This window comes from Vibrio sp. Isolate24, assembly GCF_022398215.1.
GTDB lineage: Bacteria > Pseudomonadota > Gammaproteobacteria > Enterobacterales > Vibrionaceae > Vibrio > Vibrio coralliilyticus_A.
Window position 1 is genome coordinate 1124622 of sequence record NZ_JAKEUU010000001.1, and the last position, 22575, is coordinate 1147196.

Annotated in this window: 9 protein-coding genes; 3 read left to right on the forward strand and 6 right to left on the reverse strand. The window is 46.8% G+C overall.

What is annotated here, in order from left to right:
- Window positions 1-41 precede the first annotated feature (41 nt).
- The 3 genes from vpsB to L1D23_RS04935 all read right to left on the reverse strand — a co-directional run bounded on the left by vpsB (window position 42) and on the right by L1D23_RS04935 (window position 3100).
- Window positions 42-1283: a UDP-N-acetyl-D-mannosamine dehydrogenase VpsB gene (vpsB, locus tag L1D23_RS04925; protein WP_239864577.1), complete on the reverse strand. Its 1242-nt coding sequence runs from the start codon at window positions 1281-1283 to the stop codon at window positions 42-44.
- A 17-nt stretch (window positions 1284-1300) separates the two neighbouring features.
- The gene (gene wecB, locus L1D23_RS04930) at window positions 1301-2419 is read right to left on the reverse strand and encodes a UDP-N-acetylglucosamine 2-epimerase (non-hydrolyzing) (protein WP_239864579.1); all 1119 of its coding nucleotides are present in this window, start codon (window positions 2417-2419) and stop codon (window positions 1301-1303) included.
- Between the two features lie 207 nt (window positions 2420-2626).
- A complete protein-coding gene (locus L1D23_RS04935; protein WP_239864581.1) occupies window positions 2627-3100 on the reverse strand; it encodes a low molecular weight protein-tyrosine-phosphatase in 474 nt (157 codons plus the stop codon).
- A 412-nt stretch (window positions 3101-3512) separates the two neighbouring features.
- Between L1D23_RS04935 and L1D23_RS04940 the strand changes: the two genes are divergently transcribed.
- Window positions 3513-4841 carry an anaerobic C4-dicarboxylate transporter gene (locus L1D23_RS04940; RefSeq protein WP_239864583.1) on the forward strand — a complete coding sequence of 443 codons (1329 nt, stop codon included), beginning with the start codon at window positions 3513-3515 and terminating at the stop codon, window positions 4839-4841.
- Between the two features lie 69 nt (window positions 4842-4910).
- Here L1D23_RS04940 and L1D23_RS04955 read toward each other — a convergent pair whose 3' ends face one another.
- Together L1D23_RS04955 and L1D23_RS04960 are read right to left on the reverse strand one after the other, a co-directional pair.
- Complete coding sequence (locus L1D23_RS04955; RefSeq protein WP_275667205.1) at window positions 4911-18167, reverse strand: retention module-containing protein; 13257 nt, start codon at window positions 18165-18167, stop codon at window positions 4911-4913.
- A gap of 461 nt (window positions 18168-18628) precedes the next feature.
- Window positions 18629-19537, reverse strand: a complete 909-nt coding sequence (locus L1D23_RS04960) for an aldo/keto reductase family oxidoreductase (protein WP_239864585.1) — start codon at window positions 19535-19537, stop codon at window positions 18629-18631.
- Window positions 19538-19632: 95 nt separating this feature from the next.
- Between L1D23_RS04960 and L1D23_RS04965 the strand changes: the two genes are divergently transcribed.
- A complete protein-coding gene (locus L1D23_RS04965; RefSeq protein WP_029236130.1) occupies window positions 19633-20031 on the forward strand; it encodes a helix-turn-helix transcriptional regulator in 399 nt (132 codons plus the stop codon).
- A 124-nt stretch (window positions 20032-20155) separates the two neighbouring features.
- Window positions 20156-22219 (forward strand): alpha-amylase, encoded by a 2064-nt coding sequence (locus L1D23_RS04970; RefSeq protein WP_239864587.1) that lies wholly within the window; start codon window positions 20156-20158, stop codon window positions 22217-22219.
- A 46-nt stretch (window positions 22220-22265) separates the two neighbouring features.
- Here L1D23_RS04970 and L1D23_RS04975 read toward each other — a convergent pair whose 3' ends face one another.
- The gene (locus tag L1D23_RS04975; protein ID WP_234425369.1) at window positions 22266-22505 is read right to left on the reverse strand and encodes a hypothetical protein; all 240 of its coding nucleotides are present in this window, start codon (window positions 22503-22505) and stop codon (window positions 22266-22268) included.
- Window positions 22506-22575 lie beyond the last annotated feature (70 nt).

A 22575-nucleotide genomic window follows, 5' to 3' on the forward strand; every position in this document is an offset into this window, starting at 1 on the left:
CAGAGAGCGAATGACTTATTTCTTCCGCTCTCTGAAATAGGTCACGCCAGAACACCTCTTGTATCAATGACCACTTTCTTGCTGAAAGCGAGTTTGTCTGCGGCTTTAAACTGCTTATGATCGACAAGGACAACAACCACATTCGCTACTTCAAGAGCACGCTCTAGATCCATAAATTCAACCCCCGCTTTAACCAGATTTTCAGGCAGCGAAGAGATGTTAGGCTCGACAGCGATCACCTGCCCCACATTTTCATTGGCAAGCTTTGTTGTAATGTCCAGTGCTGGGCTTTCTCGAAGATCATCAATGTCGGCTTTAAACGCCAAACCTAAACATGCAATCACTGGCTTTTTAAATTCATCCGCAGCTTGTTTAACCTGATCAATCACCCAATGAGGCTTGCCATCGTTAACTTCACGAGCCATTGCAATCACTTTTGCTTCATCTGGGCAACTGTTCACGATGAACCATGGGTCAACAGCGATACAGTGTCCACCAACACCTGGGCCTGGATTAAGGATGTTGACACGAGGGTGCCGGTTAGATAGCTTGATCAATTCCCAAACATTGATCTTAAGCTTTTCACAAATGAGAGAGAGTTCGTTGGCGAAAGCGATGTTTACGTCACGGAATGAGTTTTCAGTCAGTTTTGCCATTTCCGCCGTGCGAGAATTCGTGAGAATGCATTCACCGCGCACAAAAGTCTGATAAAGTTCAACTGCACGTTTGTTACAAGCGTCGCTCATACCGCCAATCACACGATCGTTACTGACCAGTTCCTGAAGAACGTAACCCGGTAATACTCGCTCAGGACAATGCGCTACTTTAATATCTGCCGCATCACCATTTTGCTGTGGAAACGTCAGATCAGGTCTCGCTTCTGCAAGCCATCCAGCCATTTTTTCTGTTGCACCGACTGGAGACGTACTTTCTAAAACCACTAAGTTGCCTTTCTCTAATACCGGGGCAATTGCCTTTGCTGCACTCTCAATATAGCTAAGATCAGGCTCGTGGTTGTCACCTTTAAACGGTGTAGGTACCGCGACCATAAATGCATCCGCCGCTTCAGGAACGGTTGTCGCCTTAAGCTTGCCTGTCATTACCGCACTACGAACCACGATATCAAGATCTGGCTCTACAATGTGGATTTCACCTTTATTGATGGTATCTACAGCATGCTGGTTGACATCAATACCGATCACTTCAATTCCGCGAGAAGCAATCACCGCAGCCGTTGGCAAACCGATATAGCCTAAACCTACAACTGAAACCTTGTTAAACATCTTGTGTTCCTTAATCTTTAAAGCGCTAAAATATCTGCAATTCTTTGGCAAGCTAGGCCATCACCATACGGATTATGAGCTTGACTCATAGATTCGTATGCGGTCTTATCCGTCAAAAGCTGAGTTAATTCACGGCAAATTAGACCACTGTCTGTACCGACCAGTTTGACGGTTCCCGCCTCGACAGCTTCTGGCCTTTCTGTGGTATCTCGCATCACTAAAACAGGTTTACCAAGAGATGGGGCTTCTTCTTGTATGCCGCCTGAATCTGTCAAAATGATGTGAGCTTTATTCATCAGATAGACAAACGGGAGATACTGTTGAGGCTCAACTAAATGAATGTTTGGAATGTTCTTAAGCAGGCGATTGACAGGCTCTTGAACGTTAGGATTAAGATGCACAGGATACAAAATTTGGCACTCTGGGTGACGTTTAGCCGTGTCGGACAGTGCCTGACAAATACGTTCGAACCCGCCACCAAAGCTTTCTCGCCTGTGACCTGTTACCAAAATCAGCTTCTTGTCTGCTTCCAGCATTGGAAATACGCTGTCTAGCGTGGTTCTGAGATCCGAATCGTTTTCAATCTTATCGCGGATCATAAACAAAGCATCAATAACCGTATTCCCTGTCACGTGAATATCCGTGTCAGCCACATTCTCGTCTACAAGGTTTTGTCGCGAAGTTTTGGTTGGGGCAAAATGGAAATTTGTCAAACAGCCTGTGAGTTTTCGATTGCCTTCTTCAGGCCAAGGAGAGTATATATTTCCTGTACGAAGGCCCGCTTCAACATGGCCAACCTGAATTTGCTGATAATACGAGGCTAGCGTTGCGCCTAAGGTTGTTGCCGTGTCACCGTGAACCAAAACAACATCAGGTTTAAATTCACTAAGTACTCGTTCCATGCCAGTTAAGATCTTGGTTGTTACCGTCGTCAGTGTCTGACCCGGTTCCATAATATCGAGATCATAATCAGGCTCGACACGAAAGAGCTCTAACACCTGATGCAGCATTTCTCTGTGCTGACCCGTCACACATACTTTGGTTTCGAATCGAGCGTCACCTTTCATTTGGTGAACCAAAGGCGCCATTTTGATCGCTTCTGGTCGAGTACCAAACGTAATTAAAACCTTTTTCACAACACTTGTTCCCTGAATTAAGCCAAGCATCATTTATCGTCATCGATAAATTTCAATCAATAGCTATCCGACCGAATCTAAGCTCGGCAAGAAATAAACAAAAATAAATAAAAAATAAGAAGTCAGTCTTTTTGGTAAGAAAGACTCTGTTTCAACGAATAAACACTGCCTCGGAGCGTCTCACTTCTAATACACTTTCAACAAAGCTTACGCTTGTATTGACGTTATAAAATTAAGCACCCCGTCACTGCCTTTCTCAATTAGTTCAAACGCTTTTTGATGACGTGCACGACTACCTTGATAAGGATCAGGGATTTCCTTTTCTTCAATGTCCGAGTAAGAGAGGAACAAAGCCAGCTTACTCCTGTGCTCTCTAGGACATAGGTCATGTAGAGAGGCCAAATTGGCTCTATCTGCCGCTAAGACCATGTCATAATTGGAAAAATCTTCTTCCTTAACCTGAGTTGCCGTCAAACCACTTAGGTTATAACCATGCTGACTCGCCAGCGTTTGAACGTGCCTATCTGGTGAATTCCCGACCTGATCCCGGAGGGTTCCAGCACTAGCAATATCCAGTGCTAGGCCTCGCTGGTCTGCTTTTGTTTTCAGAACAACCTCAGCGAGTGGCGAACGGCAAATATTACCCATACAAACAATAAGGATAGAAGGCATACTTTCCATAATTACTTACCAAATTTATATAGGTTTCGTGCAAACCATAAATCGGCTATAGGGTATCTCATTGGTGTTGGCGAAGTTGTCTCAATTTTGAGTATATAAAATAATTTGCCGAATAAAGTTTGAGTAATTATTCAAACAACCATTGAAAGTCATTGCACATTGAATGACTGCAAGCTGGTAAACCTACGCCTTCCGTTTAAAAGATAAACATCCTAAACCCACCGCCCATTTAGGTTCCAATAGTGTGAAACTATTGTTAAGAGTCAGTAAGTTGTATTGATATCTCTGTGAGCAGTATCTTAGAAAGCACTTTCCATTTTTACTCATCCGTATTGTGTGACAACCAACGAAGAAATTTATTCGTTAGCTTCTGACAATGTCTTTATCCACAATATATTTAAGGAATTGCTCTATGTTGTATTTTGAGTTTCTTTTCCTGTTACTTATGCTCTATATCGGTTCTCGCTACGGCGGTATCGGTTTAGGTGTCGTTTCAGGAATTGGTTTGGTGATTGAAGTCTTCATATTTAAGATGCCACCGACATCACCGCCAGTCACCGTCATGCTGATCATTCTCGCCGTTGTCACTTGTGCATCTATCTTAGAAGCGGCTGGAGGACTGAAATATATGTTGCAAGTGGCTGAGCGGCTTCTGCGCAAGAATCCTAAACGCGTCACACTCATTGCTCCATTCGTCACTTATTCCATGACGTTTCTTTTGGGGACAGGTCATGCTGTGTATTCCATCATGCCTATTATCGGCGATGTAGCACTGAAAAATGGTATTCGTCCTGAACGGCCAATGGCAGCCTCTTCAGTCGCTTCACAGATAGCGATCACTGCGTCACCAATATCTGCTGCAGTAGTCTATTACCTCGCTCAGCTTGCCGATATTCAACACGATATCACTTTAGTTTCAATCCTGATGGTTACGGTACCCGCAACGCTATTTGGCACGCTTTTGATGTCTCTATACAGTCTTAAACGTGGTAAAGAGTTAAGCGAAGATCCTGAGTATCAAGCGAGGCTCAAAGATCCTGAGTGGAAAAAACGTATCGAAAGTACCACTGCAACTTCTCTCGACGAAGTCTTACCGGCATCCGCGCGTAATGCAGTACTCATTTTCCTTGCCTCGATTATCACTATTGTGATCATCGCGATGGTGCCGGAAATTCGCACCGTCGTTGAAGGGGATAAGCCGATTAAGATGTCGGTCATCATTCAAATGATGATGTTGTGTTTCGGTGGTGTGATCTTATTGGCGACCAAAACTGACCCCCGCGATGTTCCCAACGGCGTGGTATTTAAGTCAGGTATGGTCGCAGCGATTGCCATCTTTGGTATTGCATGGATGTCCGACACTTATTTTCAATATGCCATGCCGCAGTTTCGCTCTGGTATCGTTGAAATGGTGACAAACTACCCTTGGACTTTCGCCTTGGCTTTATTCATCGTCTCTGTTGTGGTCAATTCGCAAGCAGCAACAGCTCGTATGATGCTCCCTGTTGGTCTGGGGCTCGGCTTAGATCCTGCCCTATTGATTGGTTTGATGCCTGCCGTTTACGGCTATTTCTTCATCCCGAATTACCCTTCAGATATTGCCACGGTGAACTTTGATACTTCCGGTACAACCAAAATCGGTAAGTGGTATTTCAACCACTCATTTATGTCGGTCGGCTTGATAGGTGTGATTGGTGCATGCTGCCTAGGATACGTGCTAGGTCAGGTTATTATAGGCTAAGAGTATGAAATAAAACAAAGCGCCCTCAACCTAGCCTGAACGAGGTTGAGGGCGCTTTTCTATCCAGAATTACTGATCGTGGACGATAATATGCTGCTCAAGCAAGGTCGATATAATTTGCGATGAATCCATGCTGTTGAAGTCAATTTGTTGACCTAAATCCTCGACCAGAATGGTTTGCTCGCCATTTCCATTGCCATCAGGGTGCACTTTAAGTTCAATATCATCTCCATCAACTAACTTAGCATCCAAATGGGACAATAAAGTATCCATATCCACATTAGCTTGTTTCAGTTCAGGTAACACTTCACGCAGGTCAATCTGATCTCCTTCAGCGATACTGAAATCGGTAATAGTGTCCGTCGTACCATCATCAATTTCATGCCAAATAAAGATATCTTCACCAGTACCGCCTATCAGGATGTCTGAACCTAAACCACCATCAAGAATGTCGTCACCAGCACCACCCAGTAAGGTGTCATCGCCAGCACCACCAATCAAAGTATCATTGCCAGTGCCTCCTTCGATTCGATCGTCACCGGAACCGGTCTGCAACTCGATACCTTCGTCACTTCCCAATAGCTGGTTATCTTGGCTAGAGGAAGAAACATCAATATCGGAGACATCATTGGTCACGTTAAGGTTGATATCAATAGGTGCTGATTCAGCCGAAGAGCTATCCGTTTCAGTCGACACCGCAGTCAATTGAATGGTATGTGACCCTTCTTGAGCACCAACAATAGAGACGCTATCAATATCATCTGCTGGCACGACAACTTTACCGTCCACTGGAACCAGTGTTCCTGACGATGTTTCCACCGTTGATCCAGCAGGAAGCCCCGACAACTCCATAGATAGAACTTCATGCACATCCGTGAGTGCCGCAACGATCCCCAGTAGAGCGATGCCGTTGTTGCTTGCTGTTAGGCTGGCATTAATATTCTTCACATAATTGTTATCTGGCGCAATCGATAGAGTTGGCGCGTTGGCAACAGGCGTAATCGTGATCGGTTTTTGCGTTGTCTCAGACATCACCATACCTGAAGGGTTACCCGAATCCGTCGCAGTAATGGTAAGCATCACACTGTCAGATGGCGCGTGCGTCGCATCAAAGGTTACTCCAGTGCCAGCAGATGGAGAATCCAGCAATGCATTCAGTTCTCCAATGGTTCCCGTCAATGTAATTGAACTGCCCGACGACGGAGTTGCTGTGATTGAAGAACCCGTAGGTATGGTTACATTCAGCTGTCCAAAATCGACCGTGAGCGTGACTGTCATAGCATCATCAGCAAATGCGTCGACATAGTCTGCATCACTAACGGAGATTCCACTGATCAACTGACCCGAAGACTCATTGATGATGGTCGTAATGTCGTCCACATCAATCTCAGGCTTATCATTTACCCCTATCACAGACAATGAAACCGTACCTGTATCTTGAAGGAAGTCATTGACCCCGTTCGTTGTACCATTGTCCTCTATGGTATAGCTGATGGACACATCACCATTGAAATTATCTGCTGCCGTAAACGTCCAAGAAACACCATCAGGGTTAAGAGTCAGTGTACCTTGCTCTGCAGGGACAGAGATGGACTTAACCACCAAATCATCACCATCAATGTCGTTGCTAGCGGCAATCAGTTGCGCAGCGGTAATCTGAATACTGCCTTCTTCAAGAATATCCCCTAGGTCAAGATCACCAGCTTGAGGCTCATCATTTACTTCAGAGACATGAATCACAAATGACGTTTCGTTGGTGTTTGAGGTATCTGGATTAGAAGCGTCCACCGTACCCACGTTACCTTGATCGTCGATGTGGGCCGTCACTTTAACGCCATCAGTGTCGATCAAATCATTGCTGTTTTCATCCGGCTTGAATGTGACAAGGTCTTGAGCAAGAGCCGTATTGATGTCAGCAACTTTACCCGTAATCGTCACAGTCTGACCTGATGTATCCACCAAAACGGTCAGCCCATTGTTAGCTGCTATCGTGGTGTCTTGGAATAGCTCGCCGCTGTCCACATTTAAAGTCAAGGTGTATACTGCATCAGGCTCATCAAGGCTAGAATCCACATCAGACACCGTGAAGCCTTTAATCGCCACTACCGTATCTTCTGCGGTCTGGGTATCAGCAATATTGTTGAACTCTGGACGGTCATTCACCGCTTCAACATCAACGGCGACATCAAAGACCTGATTCGTTGTCGGGCCAAGATATTCATCGCCATCTGCATCTTTATCCACCGACTGGACGGTAATTTTCAGGCTATCTTGATTCCAAGTTCCTTTGTTGTGATCCCCGGAATTAAACACAATCTTGTCGACTTCCTGAGCATCGACACGTAGCTCCCATTTACCATTACCTAAATTGGTAGCAGGTGTCACACCATCAGGATAGTAAATCGTCGCACCGTCCGGTACTTGCTCAACAGTAATCAACAATGTCTCTGGCTGATCCTGAGCAGAATCACCCGGCAACAGATCGGTTTTATCAACGATACTCGCGTTGATAGCAATGTCGATGTTCTCACCTTCATTACCAGTCACACGGCTTGTTGGGTCAATATCTACCACATCGCCAACAGGGGTAACATCAATGCTGAATTGCCCTTGATGTGCAGTCGGCTCTTGTAACAGTTGCTCTTGAGTAAACACGGTAATGCCAATATCGGCGGTGCCACTGAAGTGCTCTGCTGGGCGAATCGCAATCGCTGACAGATCAATTTCTGTAACGCTCGGGTCAGTCAATTGAATAACCCATTCACCACCACCACTGTTCTTCACTACAAAGTCAGACGAAGTACTGGTTACTATAAAGTCATCAGGCACACCCGTTAACTTGGCTGAAAGGAATTGCTCTGAGCCATCCGTGTCATTCAAGGCGATCGACAATCCAGAACCACCTGAAGTGAGCGAAATGTCGGTATCTTCATCGCCAACCACAACGATATTGTCCGCTGCGGTTGGCATAGTGACAGGATCTAGGACCGGCGTGATATCAATGTCCACGTTCTGCGTGAAGGTGCGCTCACTACTCGTATTGGAAACTTGCGTCGTACCTGTGGTATCAAAAGTGGTTTGGTCGACCACCGTACCTTTCACAGTAAAGGAGATTGAATTACCACTGCTGTCCGTCGGATAATTTTCTTTAGGCACAAAGTACAAACCATCCAATGCCGCCTGAATGACCGCAGGATCGTTAGAATCAACGACAAACACACTGCTGTCTGGCTGAATCGGGTCACCATTTACATCAGCAAAATAACCCAAGCTAGAATCAGGTAACGTGATTTCAACTCTCGTCAGCGTTTCTTGGCCTTGGTGACTATCGTTGCGAACATCTGCCAAATCAATATCAAGATCTAACTTGATAAGATTATCTTCCAGTGCATTAGCGTCCAACTGAGTACCCGTGCCTTTTTCCACTGAAGTCGCACTCAAGCTTATTTCAGGAGTGACATCGCTGTCGAGAGGCTGACCCTGCTCGCCCGCTCCCGGCGCTATATCAGCTACCGGTGTCACAGCGACAGGGATATTTAGTTCGACGCGATTCTCATCACCTGATGCTTTATCCGTGGTGACAAAGGTAATCGGCAGATTGAAGTCACCTGCATAATCTTCAGGCAGTTCTAATTTTAGGCCATCAGGAATAGAAATACTGCCGTCAGGGTTGATGGTTGCTTCAAACAGATAAAGGTTATTAGCAAAGTCGTACTCAGCCCCGATGACCTTAAGACCACTTACTTCTGCCGGAATGTCGCTTGGGTCAATCACGATAGTGAACTGGTCCGCCACACTATCAGCAGTGCTCACATTGCTACCATCGACACCAATTTGGACAACATTGCTTATTTGACTACTAAGGTCAATGTAGTTGTCTTCGACTCCCGTGATAATGGCGTCTGGAGTTGTTATTTGCTCAATCACAGCTGCTTCACTGTTTTGGCCAACAACACTACTTGGGAAAGTCAAATCTATCGTAGTTGATTTTTCACTAACCGAACCACTTTCGTTTTCATCACCCTTATCGTAAACCTGAGCGACAAACTCAACGGTCAAGGTACTGCTCGGTAATCCATTACTATCGGTGTAATTAAGGCCATCAGGCGCAACGATACTGAAGTTTTCTTCGTCAGTGACTGTCCAAGAGCCGTCACCATTATTCACCGCGCCTGTAACAAACAGCTGATCCAAATCATCGCCTGAAATGCCGACAAAACGCACCACCACTTCTTTGACTAGTTCGTCCGAGCTCGGATCAAAGTCTTCAAAGGCAATAACATTCGCATCACCATTCTGATCGTTGATAGTGAAGTCTATGCGGCCATCATTATCTGTATCGTCAATCGTGGTCACAACAGCATTATTCGATTTGACCTGAAGATCACCATCACTCTCAACAATTGGCCTAACAACAACGGTGAGTGAACCAGTCACTTCTTTCGTGGCAACACTGTCGCCATTATTATCAGCATCATGCTCTTCGACAATCAATTTGGTCTGTAAGTCCATATCAACGCTAGAGTCTTCTGGCGGCTTAACCCGAACGACAGGTTGGCTGGAGTTTTCATCCAGTCCTGTGATCGTCAACGTATTGCTGACGTCATCATACATCGCGGTGCCGCCTGTGTAGTTAGCTACTGGAACGCCATCAATCGTAATCTCAACATCTTCAGGGAAACCTGAAATAGTAATGGATGAGACGAACTCATAATCACGATCATTGGTATCTGGTGCTCTGTCAGGATTCTCTGCATTTTGCAGATTCCAAGGGACGACGATAAAGCTGTCTTCGTTACCTGTAGAAGTCCTGCTGTAAGCATCATCACTCCCACCAGCATCAATCACAGGCACAACTTTAACCAGAATGCTGCCATCCACTTCTCTGATGTGGCCATCGTTCTCCGTAACGATAACTTTCGTCGTGATATTGATGTCTTCGGTCGAATGTTTTGGCGGTTCAACCGTAATACCTGAACTGTATTGCTCTTGAGTAATATTGGCCTGATAAATAGGACCGTTAGCGTCACTACCTGCGTATACCAAATCAATAACACCGCCATTGCTGTCGTACAATTGCACGCCATCGGGGATATCTGAAAGCAGCACAGTGATCGATTCAGAGTTATCATTGACACCATCTTTTTCTTCACCCGATAAGACAGCAAAACTCAACTCAATACTTGAGTTTTCGTTAATAACAACCTGAGCACCTGCATTACCATTGCCGTCTGTATAGCTGTACCAAGTATCAAGTTCAGCACCTGTGTCAGGCACATCAGGAACATCGGGAAGATAAGGAATATCAGCAACACCTTTGACAGATACATGGACTGTTTTACCAGCACTCATTTCAGTCACATCGGTGACCTGAGAGCCATCACCAAGTGTTGCGGTATCTTTCACCACACCCGTTGCCTCAAAGGTGAAGTCCTCGTTGGAATGCAGCGGTGGCTGAATCTCGACCTTGTCTAAGTCAGATTGTGCAATCTCATAGTAGCTACCACTACCATCAGTAATCAATGGTAGCGGATCACCGGAACTCACCCAACGCACTTCAAAGCCAGCCAGCGGCTGACCATTTTCGTCAGTAAAATCAGACAGACGAACGTAGAGTACTTCAGACGTATCTCCCGGAGTATCAATATCGGCAGTCGAGTTGAGCGTAATGACTTTGTCGAGTGTCAACGGCTCATGATCCGTGTCAGGATCGACCGTATTTTGACTCGCTGCATTATCCTCAAAAATGGCAATACGATTAACGGAGAAACTACTTTCATCGGCTTGCGGTGTAACATTAAATACCAGCTCTTGCACCACAGATTCTGCGATTTCTTTACCCGAGACAGCATTGGAGTCTTCTTCAGTTAATGCTTTCGCGTCAAACTTAATCGCACCAGAGAAGTTATCCCTCGGATTTAACTGAACACTGTTGATGTCATCAGAGCTTATCAGATACACACCTGACGAAGACTCTGAAATAAGGTTTCCTGACGCATCCAGTAACTCAAACTCGCCTTGACCTTGAGTCACCTCAAGACGGTACGTAATCGTCTCTGGATTGCTGGTATCTTGTGTCACTGCACTCAAGTTGAGCGTCTGATGAGCGCCATCTTCTGTTAACGTGTACTCGTAAGTGCTATTAGCATCATCCCAGGTGGCAATATCGGCAACACTTTCCACTTCAATTCTGAAGCTCGAATTCAGCTTATGATCCAACGTACCATCGTTGTCAATTTCAAGCTGGTACTTGATCTGGATACCTGATTCATCGGTCGAGTAGTTTCTGTCCGGTACAAAATACAGGTTAGTGATCGTGGTGATTTGATCGCCATCACTGTTCACACTCGATGTCTGATCAATCAAAGAGCCATCAATGTAGATTTTACCTCCATTGTTTGGCTCAAGTTCGACGTATTGGCTGCCATCAAAGTAGTAGAAAGTACCGTGGTGATCTCCCGCCTTGATCGTCATGCCACCGATAGATTCGTTGTTATCCGCATCATACAAATTCGCTTGAAGCAAAATCTGTGTTGGGGAGTCAAGACCCGTAATACCGCTCTGGTTATCCTGAACGTTAGCAGTATCAAGGGTATTTGGATTATTTGGATCGTAGTCAATCGACGGATCACGACCCGACTCTTCGAAAGTCGTCACTTTGAGAGCGATTGCTGACGCTTTCCTATCGACGATGGTCAGATCCAATTGCGCCGTTGAGATATCTTTGTCTCCATCCGTCGCAGTCACGTCAATACTAAAATCAAACGTATCACCGTCATGTTCTAGGTTATCGTACGCTTTGAAACGGATGTCACCATTAGAGTTGACTCTCAACTCACCCAGTTCGCGGATATCTCTTGTTCCGCTACCAGTATCGTATTCTTCGTAAACTTTGATCGTTTGATTGCCAGACTGAATATCGACACTATCGACATAGGTACCATTTTCACCGCCAAATTTAATCACCGAAGTACCATCTGTAGTCCCTTCAATCATCGTAATAGCAGCGTCATCAGCCCCTTTATCAGTGGAGGCTTCAAACATATTCACTCTCTTGAAACCACTGCCTTCAACTCTAGAAATCGAGTGGTCAGTCAACAATGGAACATCATCGACGACGGTAACAGGTAGAGTAATCTCAGCGGACTCATCTCCATCAAAATCTGTCGCTTTGATTGTAAAGTCTATTTGGACGCTGTTTTCACCCGCACCGTCTGGATGATCAAGAGGTTTAAGTAATTCAAATTGATAGCTGTTGTCTGATGTATCAAAAACAATTCTAAATACTGGCTCATGACCATTTTCAGTCATTGCTGTATAAGTGAACGTCGTACCACTGGTTTGGACAGCAGCCCACTCAAGCGCTTCGCCGTCAGCAGACAATCCATCTAACGTATCATCTGCGTTAGTTAACTCATATTCCACGACACTGTCAGCGCCTTCAGCAATAACGAAGTTACCATTAATCGTGGTGTCTTCTGAGCGATCCGAGCCGATACCCGCTAGGTCATCTTCGTCGACAGATGTTTCCCCTGTCGTCCCCGTTAGTACAGGTTGATCATCAATGACTTCAATTGGCAGGCGGACAGCAGGTGAGGTGTCGTTGTCTTTATCGATCGCAACCACATCAAACGGAATGGTCAACGTATCGCTGTTTTGTGCATGGTCCAAAGCTTTGAATTGGGTGTAAGTATAATCACCGTTGTCAGACAGCACTAAAGTGAAGATCACTTGACCGCCAGCCATACCTTGATAAGTGGTCGCGCCGGCAATGCCATTCACCTCAGAAATCGTAACGGCTTGCCCATTAGACGTTAGACCATTTTGTGTATCAGCTATATTCACCAACTCATAGGCAACAACACCATCAGCCCCTTGTGAGGTGGCAAAACTACCTGTCGCAACGGCGACTGCACCAGACGAATCAGAGCCTGCTGCCGTGTCATCTTCATCAACGACAAACGTGCTGGATGGGTCAATAGAGCGAATTGTCGGGCTGTCATCACTAATCGTAACTGGCAGGGTAATGCGGTCAGTGTCGCCATCGGTATCGGTCGCCACCACTGTGAAATCAAGGCGTTCACTGTCGCTGTTAGCGTCATGGTCAATCGGACCTTTCAGCTCAAAGGTGTAGCTGCCATCAGGACGCAACGTCAGTACAAACACATCGCCATCAGTGCTTGAAGCCGTGTACGTCGCCACACCATCAGCATCGATGGACTCAGAGAGCGTCACCGCTTTGCCCTGAGACGTCAGACCATCAATCGGGTTAGTGGTCAGGTCAAGCTCGTAGCTCACGACCTTATCCGCCCCTTCAAGCGTGGTGAAGTCTCCATCTTTGCTCACGCGTGTCGCGTCTGGGCTGGTGCCACTGGCTAAGTCATTCTCATTGAGGATTAACGCCTCTGCCGATGCGATATTCGGGCTATCGTCACCAATCGTCACAGGCAGCGTAATGCGGTCAGTGTCACCATCGGTGTCGGTCGCCACCACGGTGAAATCAAGGCGCTCACTATCACTGTTAGCGTCATGGTCAACCGGACCTTTTAGCTCAAAGGTGTAGCTGCCATCAGGACGTAACGTCAGCACAAACACGTCACCATCAGTGCTGGAAGCTGTGTAGGTCGCCACACCATCGGCATCGATGGACTCAGAGAGCGTCACCGCTTTGCCCTGAGACGTCAGGCCATCAATCGGGTTGGTGGTCAGGTCAAGCTGGTAGCTCACGACCTTATCCGCCCCTTCAAGCGTGGTGAAATCCCCGTCTTTGCTCACGCGTGTCGCGTCCGGGCTGGTGCCACTGGCTAAGTCATTCTCATTGAGGATTAACGCCTCAGCCGATGCGATGTTCGGGCTATCGTCGCCAATCGTCACAGGCAGCGTAATACGGTCAGTGTCACCATCGGTGTCGGTCGCCACCACGGTGAAATCAAGGCGCTCACTGTCGCTGTTAGCGTCATGGTCAACCGGACCTTTTAGCTCAAAGGTGTAACTGGCATCAGGACGTAACGTCAGTACAAACACATCGCCATCCACGCTGGAAGCCGTGTACGTCGCCACACCATCAGCATCGATGGACTCAGAGAGCGTCACCGCTTTGCCCTGAGACGTCAGGCCATCAATCGGGTTAGTGGTCAGATCAAGCTGGTAGCTCACGACCTTATCCGCCCCTTCAAGCGTGGTGAAATCTCCGTCTTGGCTCACGCGTGTCGCGTCTGGGCTGGTGCCACTGGCTAAGTCATTCTCATTGAGGATTAACGCCTCGGCCGAGGCGATGTTCGGGCTATCGTCACCAATCGTCACAGGCAGCGTAATACGGTCAGTGTCACCATCGGTGTCGGTCGCCACCACGGTGAAATCAAGGCGCTCACTGTCGCTGTTAGCGTCATGGTCAACCGGACCTTTTAGCTCAAAGGTGTAACTGCCATCAGGACGTAACGTCAGTACAAACACATCGCCATCCACGCTGGAAGCCGTGTACGTCGCCACACCATCGGCATCGATGGACTCAGAGAGCGTCACCGCTTTGCCCTGAGAAGTCAGGCCATCAATCGGGTTGCTGGTCAGATCAAGCTGGTAGCTCACGACCTTATCCGCCCCTTCAAGCGTGGTGAAGTCTCCGTCTTGGCTCACGCGTGTCGCGTCCGGGCTAGTGCCACTGGCTAAGTCATTCTCATTGAGGATTAACGCCTCAGCCGATGCGATGTTCGGGCTATCGTCGCCAATCGTCACAGGCAGCGTAATGCGGTCAGTGTCACCATCGGTGTCAGTCACCACCACCGTGAAATCAAGGCGTTCACTGTCGCTGTTGGCGCCATGGTCAATCGGACCTTTCAGCTCAAAGGTGTAGCTACCATCAGGGCGCAGCGTCAGTACAAACACGTCGCCATCAGTGCTGGAAGCCGTGTACGTCGCCACACCATTCGCATCGATGGACTCAGAGAGCGTCACCGCTTTGCCCTGAGAAGTCAGGCCATCAATCGGGTTGCTGGTCATGTCAAGCTGGTAGCTCACGACCTTATCCGCACCTTCAAGCGTGGTGAAGTCTCCGTCTTGGCTCACGCGTGTCGCGTCCGGGCTAGTGCCACTGGCTAAGTCATTCTCATTGAGGATTAACGCCTCAGCCGATGCGATGTTCGGGCTATCATCGCCAATCGTCACCGGCAGGGTAATGCGGTCAGTGTCGCCATCGGTGTCGGTCGCCACCACCGTGAAATCAAAGCGTTCACTGTCGCTGTTAGCGTCATGATCAATCGGACCCTTCAGCTCAAAGGTGTAACTGCCATCAGGGCGCAACGTCAGTACAAACACGTCGCCATCAGTGCTGGAAGCCGTGTAGGTCGCCACACCATCGGCATCGATGGATTCAGAGAGCGTCACCGCTTTGCCCTGAGACGTCAGGCCATCAATCGGGTTGCTGGTCAGGTCAAGCTGGTAGCTCACTACCTTATCCGCCCCTTCAAGCGTGGTGAAGTCTCCGTCTTGGCTCACGCGTGTCGTGTCCGGGCTAGTGCCACTGGCTAAGTCATTCTCATTGAGGATTAACGCCTCCGCCGAGGCGATGTTCGGGCTATCATCGCCAATCGTCACCGGCAGGGTAATGCGGTCAGTGTCGCCATCGGTGTCGGTCGCCACCACCGTGAAATCAAGACGTTCACTATCACTGTTAGCGTCATGGTCAATCGGACCTTTCAGCTCAAAGGTGTAGCTGCCATCAGGGCGCAGCGTCAGTACAAACACGTCGCCATCCACACTGGAAGCCGTGTAGGTCGCCACCCCATCGGCATCGATGGATTCAGAGAGCGTCACCGCTTTGCCCTGAGAAGTCAGGCCATCAATCGGGTTGGTGGTCAGGTCAAGCTTGTAGCTCACTACCTTATCCGCCCCTTCAAGCGTGGTGAAGTCTCCGTCTTGGCTAACACGTGTTGCGTCTGGGCTAGTGCCACTGGCTAAGTCATTCTCATTGAGGATTAACGCCTCAGCATGGCTTATCGAAGGAGCGTCATCGACAATATTGACAGAAATATTTTGGGCAGTAGTATCACCATCATTATCTTTGGCAATAACCGAGAAATTCAATGCTTGATCATCAGCATTCTCAGCATGATCAATCGGTCCTTTCAACTCAAATGAGTAGGTGCCATCTCCTTTTATCGTCAGGACAAATACATCCTGAGCAGACGTTGAAGCGGTATAGGTATAGGTATTAGTTGCGCTGTCATAGGTTTCACTCAGTGATACCGCCAAGCCATCGGACTTCAAACCCGCTACTGGATTAGAGTTCGTATCGAGTCGGTATTCAACTACCGTATCTGCACCTTCAGTTACAGTAAACTGACCGTTTGCCGTCAAAGAAGCCGCGTCTGGTGAGGAACCTGAAGCGAGATCATCTTCGTCAAGAGACAAAGCGTCAGCACCACTAATCGTCGGTGCATCGTCTTTCACTTGGATGAGAATCTTGCCTGCTTCCTCGGAACCCGTACCGCCCGCTAATTCAGAACGGTCACCATCCGCATCAACCGCGTAAACTGGGAGCTCAATCGTCAATGACTCATCGTTCACACCTAAATGATCAAGCTGTTCAAACAACGTGAACTCATAATCACCTTGCGCAGGTGAATCCACCTTAATTTCGAACACTGTGACACGGCTGCCGTTGAGCTCAATCACACCTTCATACGTTCGAACACCGTTCTCATTATCCGTTAGCTCAAGGGTAATCTGCTGCCCCTGTGAAGTCAGTGAGCCGTCAGTATTAAATTCGCTTGGTTCCAGCTCAAAGTGATCGATGATATCACTGCCTGGGGTGGCTGTAATAGAACCACTACCCGAAACCACAGCAGTCCCCACTTGCGAACCACCAGCAACACCTGATTCATCAAGACTCAACCCATCAACATTAGTAATAACAGGGTTGTCGCCGTCAGTAATCTCAATATTAAGGTCATTGGTTACCGTATCCTGGTCGTAATCTACGATAGTGGTAGGCAGCGAAAGAGAAATCGTATCAGAGCCATTGTGTTCCAAAGGCTTAAACTGCTGGTACTCATACTGCCCCTGCGTATCAACGCTAACCGTAAGTACAGTATCTCCTGAACCATCAGCCGTTAATGTTATTGTTGTCCCGTCATCTGACAGCGTTGCCGTTGTAGATTGATTGTCACTGAGTAAGCCATCAAACTGCTGAAGTGCAGAACTGTCAAACGTTACTGAGGCCAGTGCATCACTGCCAATTTCAACTAATTCGCCTTGGATTAACGTTGAATCAGATTCGACGTTCTGAACATTCGTCGCTTTAGGTGTTGGATTAACGCCATCGCCAATTGAAACCTGAGCATCGATAGGAGCTCGAATAGCGTTACCACCTGAATCAGCACCTGTGATATCAAAGCTGACTGAAATCTGATCATCGCTGATTGCAACTTGTCCACCACCAACAGAATCTACATGATCAATAGGCTGGCTTACTGTTGTGGTCAGCTCAAGGCTGACATCTTTGCCGACCAGAGTCGTATCAATATCAATACGCAACACTTCACCTTGAGCGTTGACACCGATAATAGCGTTTTCGGCCGAATCATAAGTAAACGTAACGGCTTCGCCTGAAGATGTGATATCAGAATTGAGTTCGGCCAATAAGCTAGCGAGTGAAGCAGGTTCAGGGACAAAACTATCGGCATCTAAAGGAAGGTCACCAGCAAAGACGGTGACGGTTGCTGTTTCTGACTGGGGGTAAGTACCTGCTGATAGAGAGCCCTCAACAAGCGTTTCTGAAATGCTTTCACCACCAGCAGCAAATACTAACGTTCTTAGCTCATCTTCTGTCTCTTCTGCATCGTCTTGTGCTTGCGCTGATGTTTCGAAGAAAGTGCTTGCTAACACTTCGGTGCCATTGTATTCGATGGTCACAAAGCCGCCATTAGCAGAACCAGCACCACCTGCGCCGGCAGCAGTTGCTTCTAGAATTTGAGTCGGGTCAGCACCTTCTAAAATGGCGCCTTGGATCGCTGCGATGTCATCTTCACTTAAAGCACCGTCGCCAATCTGGGTAAAATCAAATCCAATGTCACCGTTAACTTGCGCAGAATGCCAAGCGTTTCCATCTACATTCTCTAATTCTAAGGAAATGCTATTTTCGTCAACAATTGAAGGAATGCCACTAGCACTCAACACCACGGAGGCATTACGAGCGGTGATCATAATTTCATTCGACTGGATAGTCTCGCCTTGAATGACTTTTCTCGCAGCACCATCTGGCTTCACGGCAATAACATCACCACTTACCTCTTCAACGATGCGAGCCTGGCGTACAATTTCGACTTCCATACTTATCCCCTCAATCTGACTAAGCAAGTCAACAACAATTAAGAATTTTAATAATATTCAACAAGCGTATTGGCGACAAAAATATCAAAATTTGTACGTGATTCCAGTGCTTATTTCCATAATATGACCGTTGCTCGTTATTAGAGTAAGTATAGACAGGTTAATTGACTTCGTTGCATTAACTAAGATCATGATATTAAACAGTTAACTCATTAGTTAAAACACCAATCTCACATGTGAGAATAACCACTAAAAACTTAGGTTATTAGTGAGTCAAGGCCATGAAAAATGTTTCGTAAGTGAAAAGTAGTGACGAATAGACTGATAAGAAATATAAAAATCCGATATTAGTTTCCTAATATCGGATTTGTCAGGCCTTTAAGAAGCGGACACTCAGCTCTCGATGTTCTTAATTGATTACATGACAGCTAAGTCGACACTTTCTCATGTAAAATCGCAGTCTATGGCACACCATGACCTTTAGAGGCTACCCAGACGCGATACCATTGCTCACGAGTAATTTCAATGTCTATCGCTTCAACTGCGCTTTTCACGCGTTCAATTTTTCCTGAACCAATTATAGGCAGAGGTCGTGATGGCAGTCTATTTACCCATGCGTAGATGACTTGATCAATACTCTGCGCACCTACTTCACATCGAATTGCTTCTAGCTCATCACGCACACGTTGTGCCTGCTCGGTTGCACCTGTAAAGATGCTTCCTCCACCTAAACAAGACCACGCCATTGGTCGCACGCGCTTCATTTGAAGCTGATCTAACGTACCATCATGGGCAACTTCAAAATTCAATGGATTGATTTCAACCTGGTTAGTAACCAGCGGTTTGGCCACACGAGATTGTAGAAGATCAAACTGACTTGGCGTGAAGTTAGACACGCCAAAGTGCTTCACTTTGCCCACTTTGTGTAATTCATTAAACGCATCAGCCACTTCATCCGCATCCATCAGTACATCAGGTCTATGGATAAGCAAGACATCAATTTGCTCGATGTTCAGACGTGCAAGCGAATTGTTCACAGATTCATAAATATGCCCCGCACTGGTGTCATAGTGGTTCACCTTGCGCTGAGGAAATTTGTCATTACAGGTCTTAATATCGCACTTAGTAACGATCTCTATCTCATCACGGACGGCAGGATCCAACTTTAACGCTTCACCAAACAGCGCTTCACATTCATAATTGCCGTAGATATCAGCATGGTCGACTGTTGTAACACCTAGCTCAATATGCTGCTTGAGAAACGACAATCTTTGCTGAGGCGTCATACCCCATTCAGCAAGGCGCCAGTAACCCTGAACCAGTTGAGAAAACTCTGGGCCTTGCGGCGCAATTGTGACTTTAAACACCATCACTTACCTCCTAATAAAAACTGCCTTTACAGTATTCTTGTTTAATTCAATGCTCAACGTATACTGACAACAAATTCGAACCAGAGTACGAAAAATTGAGTTTCTCCGAACGGCTAAAACAATTGATTGGTGAGGAGTCGGTTTCTGGTTTTGCTCGCCGAGTAGAACTTTCAGAAGCCCTGATTCGCAAATACCTCAACGGGAGTGAACCGAGTTTGTCGAAAGCTAATCAGATAGCCATGAAAGCCAACTGTTCACTTGAATGGCTGGCTACTGGCTGCGGGTATCTATATAGACAAGCTGAAGTGGTCGACATGGACGCCTATATAATGGCCTATCGACACGTCCATGGCTTTGAGCCAAAAGACCACGAACAACACCGCCATGTCATTGCAGGCTATCAATATCTACGAGGTCACAAGAAAGCCGATGGCTACCTGGATGAATCTGCCATGGTGCAATTTTTAAACCTCCAGATAAAGGCACAACGCTGAAACTGTCATTCGTATAACATAAAGGATGACTGCTGTGATTTTGAGCAAATTTAGGGGCGTAGATTAGGGGAATGATGTCAGCTTAAAGTAATCGGTTTAACCTTGTTTAAAAAACAATCAAGGAATGAACGTGAAGCAAACACATGTATCTCTTGCTGTGCTGACTGCCCTAATCAGTTCAGCAAGTATAGCCGCGCCGACTCTCACCATTTCAACCACCACCACAAGTCGGGATTTCCCTTTAAGCGCATCGGATCCATTGGTCCTGCCACTCAAAAAAGAAACTTATCAAGTTAATATATCGGGGATCGATGGTACGTGCCCATCAGTAGCAGAACAGAAAGTTAAGTTTCGTAAACCACTGAGCCTCAATTGCAGTAGCAACACTGAATTATCGGTCAAAATTCGCTTCAGTGGTGACTACTCATTTGCCTACGATGAGGGCCAACACACGATCACGATAGCTCGAGAAACTAAGAAAGTGGCAGCCAAGAAGTTTACCCGCCCTATCCCCGATGTTGTTTGCGAGCAATACAAAGGTGGAGAGGTGACACTTTCTTTAGGTGGCATCTTCACTGATGGTACTCAATTAAGAGAAGCATTTTCAAATCAACTTGTTACTGTGCAAAACGACCAAGTCAGATTAAAGCCCTCCCCGAACAGTGGTGGACTTGTTCTACTTGAACAGGCCGACGCCAGCGCCTCCTCCGCGCAATTCGACTATCGAAACGCCAATATCTATTTCGCCATGGTGGATCGATTCAACAACGGAGATACATCCAATGACCACAGCTATGGCCGAAAGAAAGATGGCAAACAAGAGATAGGCACCTTTCATGGAGGGGATCTTAAAGGGCTAACCGAAAAGCTCGATTATATTCAAAGCCTTGGCACTGACGTGATCTGGCTTTCTCCTATCGTAGAGCAAGTCCACGGCTTTGTCGGTGGTGGAGAGAAAGGCAGTTTTCCATTCTATAGCTACCACGGTTACTGGACTCGTGATTTCACTAAAATTGACCAAAACTTTGGTAATGAAGAAGATCTAAAGCAGCTGGTCACAGAGGCGCACAAACGCGGTATGCGTATCTTCCTTGACGCCGTGGTCAATCATTCAGGTTACTCAACACTGGCAGACTTACAGTTCGACAATATAAACGTTGTTAACACCGAAAATATGCCCGATAAATGGCAAGACTGGGAACCCAAATCAGGGCAGAACTGGCATAGCTTTAATGATTCCGTTGATTATACGAGTTCTAACTGGCATCAGTGGTGGGGTAAAGACTGGGTTCGTGCAGGTCTGCCAGGCTACAGCAAACCCGGCTCAAGCGACATCACAATGACACTGGCCGGCTTACCTGATTTTTTGACCGAGTCTGAGCAGCACGTAACGCCACCAGAATGGTTACTCAACAATCCAGGAACCCGCGTTCAAATACGCGAAAGCTACACTGTATCCGACTATCTCATCGAGTGGCAAGCCGACTGGGTCAAACGATTTGGTATTGATGGTTTTCGAGTTGATACCGTTAAACACGTTGAAGGAGATGTGTGGAAACGGTTGAAAAACGAGGCCACAAAGAGCCTTGATCAATGGCGTGCCGATAATAATCAGATCGGACAACCTTTCTGGATGATGGGTGAAGTCTGGGGTCATTCTGCTTACCGCTCTCCTTATGCTGACCAAGGTTTCGATGCGCTAATCAACTTTGATATGCAGAAGAAGCTCGACAAAGGTGCCGCTTGCCTGAGCCAAATGCAGGAGACCTATCAAAACTACGCCGATTCAATGCAAGAAACGCCAGATTTTACCCCTGTCAGCTACATGTCTTCACACGACACAGAACTGTTTTTCAGTCGCTTCAACTCGTTTGAGATGCAGCGTAACGCCGCCAACGCTTTATTACTTAGCCCCGGCGCTGTTCAGGTTTACTACGGTGATGAAGTGGGAAGAGATTTAGGCCCCTATGCTGATGACTTCCATCAAGGCACTCGCTCTGACATGCTGTGGGAGCTAAGTAAAGAGCGCCAACAACTTCTCAAGCAATGGCAAACGTTAGGCCAGTTCCGTCAATCCCATCCTGCAATAGGAGCAGGTGTACACAAAGAAATTGGCAACAATTCAGCCTATGTTTTCTCTCGGAGTTTGGAAGGCGACACGGTTGTTGTAGGTTTCGTTGGTAAATAAATATACAAGGGCTCTCTACCGAGAGCCCTTGTTCAAATTAGTCAGATTAAGGTTCGTAGTTTGGATTCATTAATGAATACCGGTATTGCTGATCTTTCTGTCCTTCCGCTGCAATATAAAGTAAGAAGAGCCCTGTATGACCGATGCCACACTTGAGATCGCAAGGGACCTCATAATCTAGCTTCAAAGTTGGTGGAGGCGATGTACTATCGACCTTTACATCAATCGGGTCTTGGTTCATCTCATTGCGCGAGTCATCGTACTTGGGCAGGGTGTAAATAAACAAATCACTCTCGCTTTGGGCCGCGTGAGTCCATGGGGATAAAGCCATGCATAATATGACAGTCCAGATAATC

Coding starts and splice junctions, on each gene's coding strand:
- L1D23_RS04935 (WP_239864581.1), bottom strand. CDS start 3,100: ATGGAAAGTATGCCTTCTATCCTTATTGTTTGTATGGGTAATATTTGC.
- vpsB (WP_239864577.1), bottom strand. CDS start 1,283: ATGTTTAACAAGGTTTCAGTTGTAGGTTTAGGCTATATCGGTTTGCCA.
- L1D23_RS04955 (WP_275667205.1), bottom strand. CDS start 18,167: ATGGAAGTCGAAATTGTACGCCAGGCTCGCATCGTTGAAGAGGTAAGT.
- L1D23_RS04970 (WP_239864587.1), top strand. CDS start 20,156: ATGAACGTGAAGCAAACACATGTATCTCTTGCTGTGCTGACTGCCCTA.
- L1D23_RS04960 (WP_239864585.1), bottom strand. CDS start 19,537: ATGGTGTTTAAAGTCACAATTGCGCCGCAAGGCCCAGAGTTTTCTCAA.
- L1D23_RS04940 (WP_239864583.1), top strand. CDS start 3,513: ATGTTGTATTTTGAGTTTCTTTTCCTGTTACTTATGCTCTATATCGGT.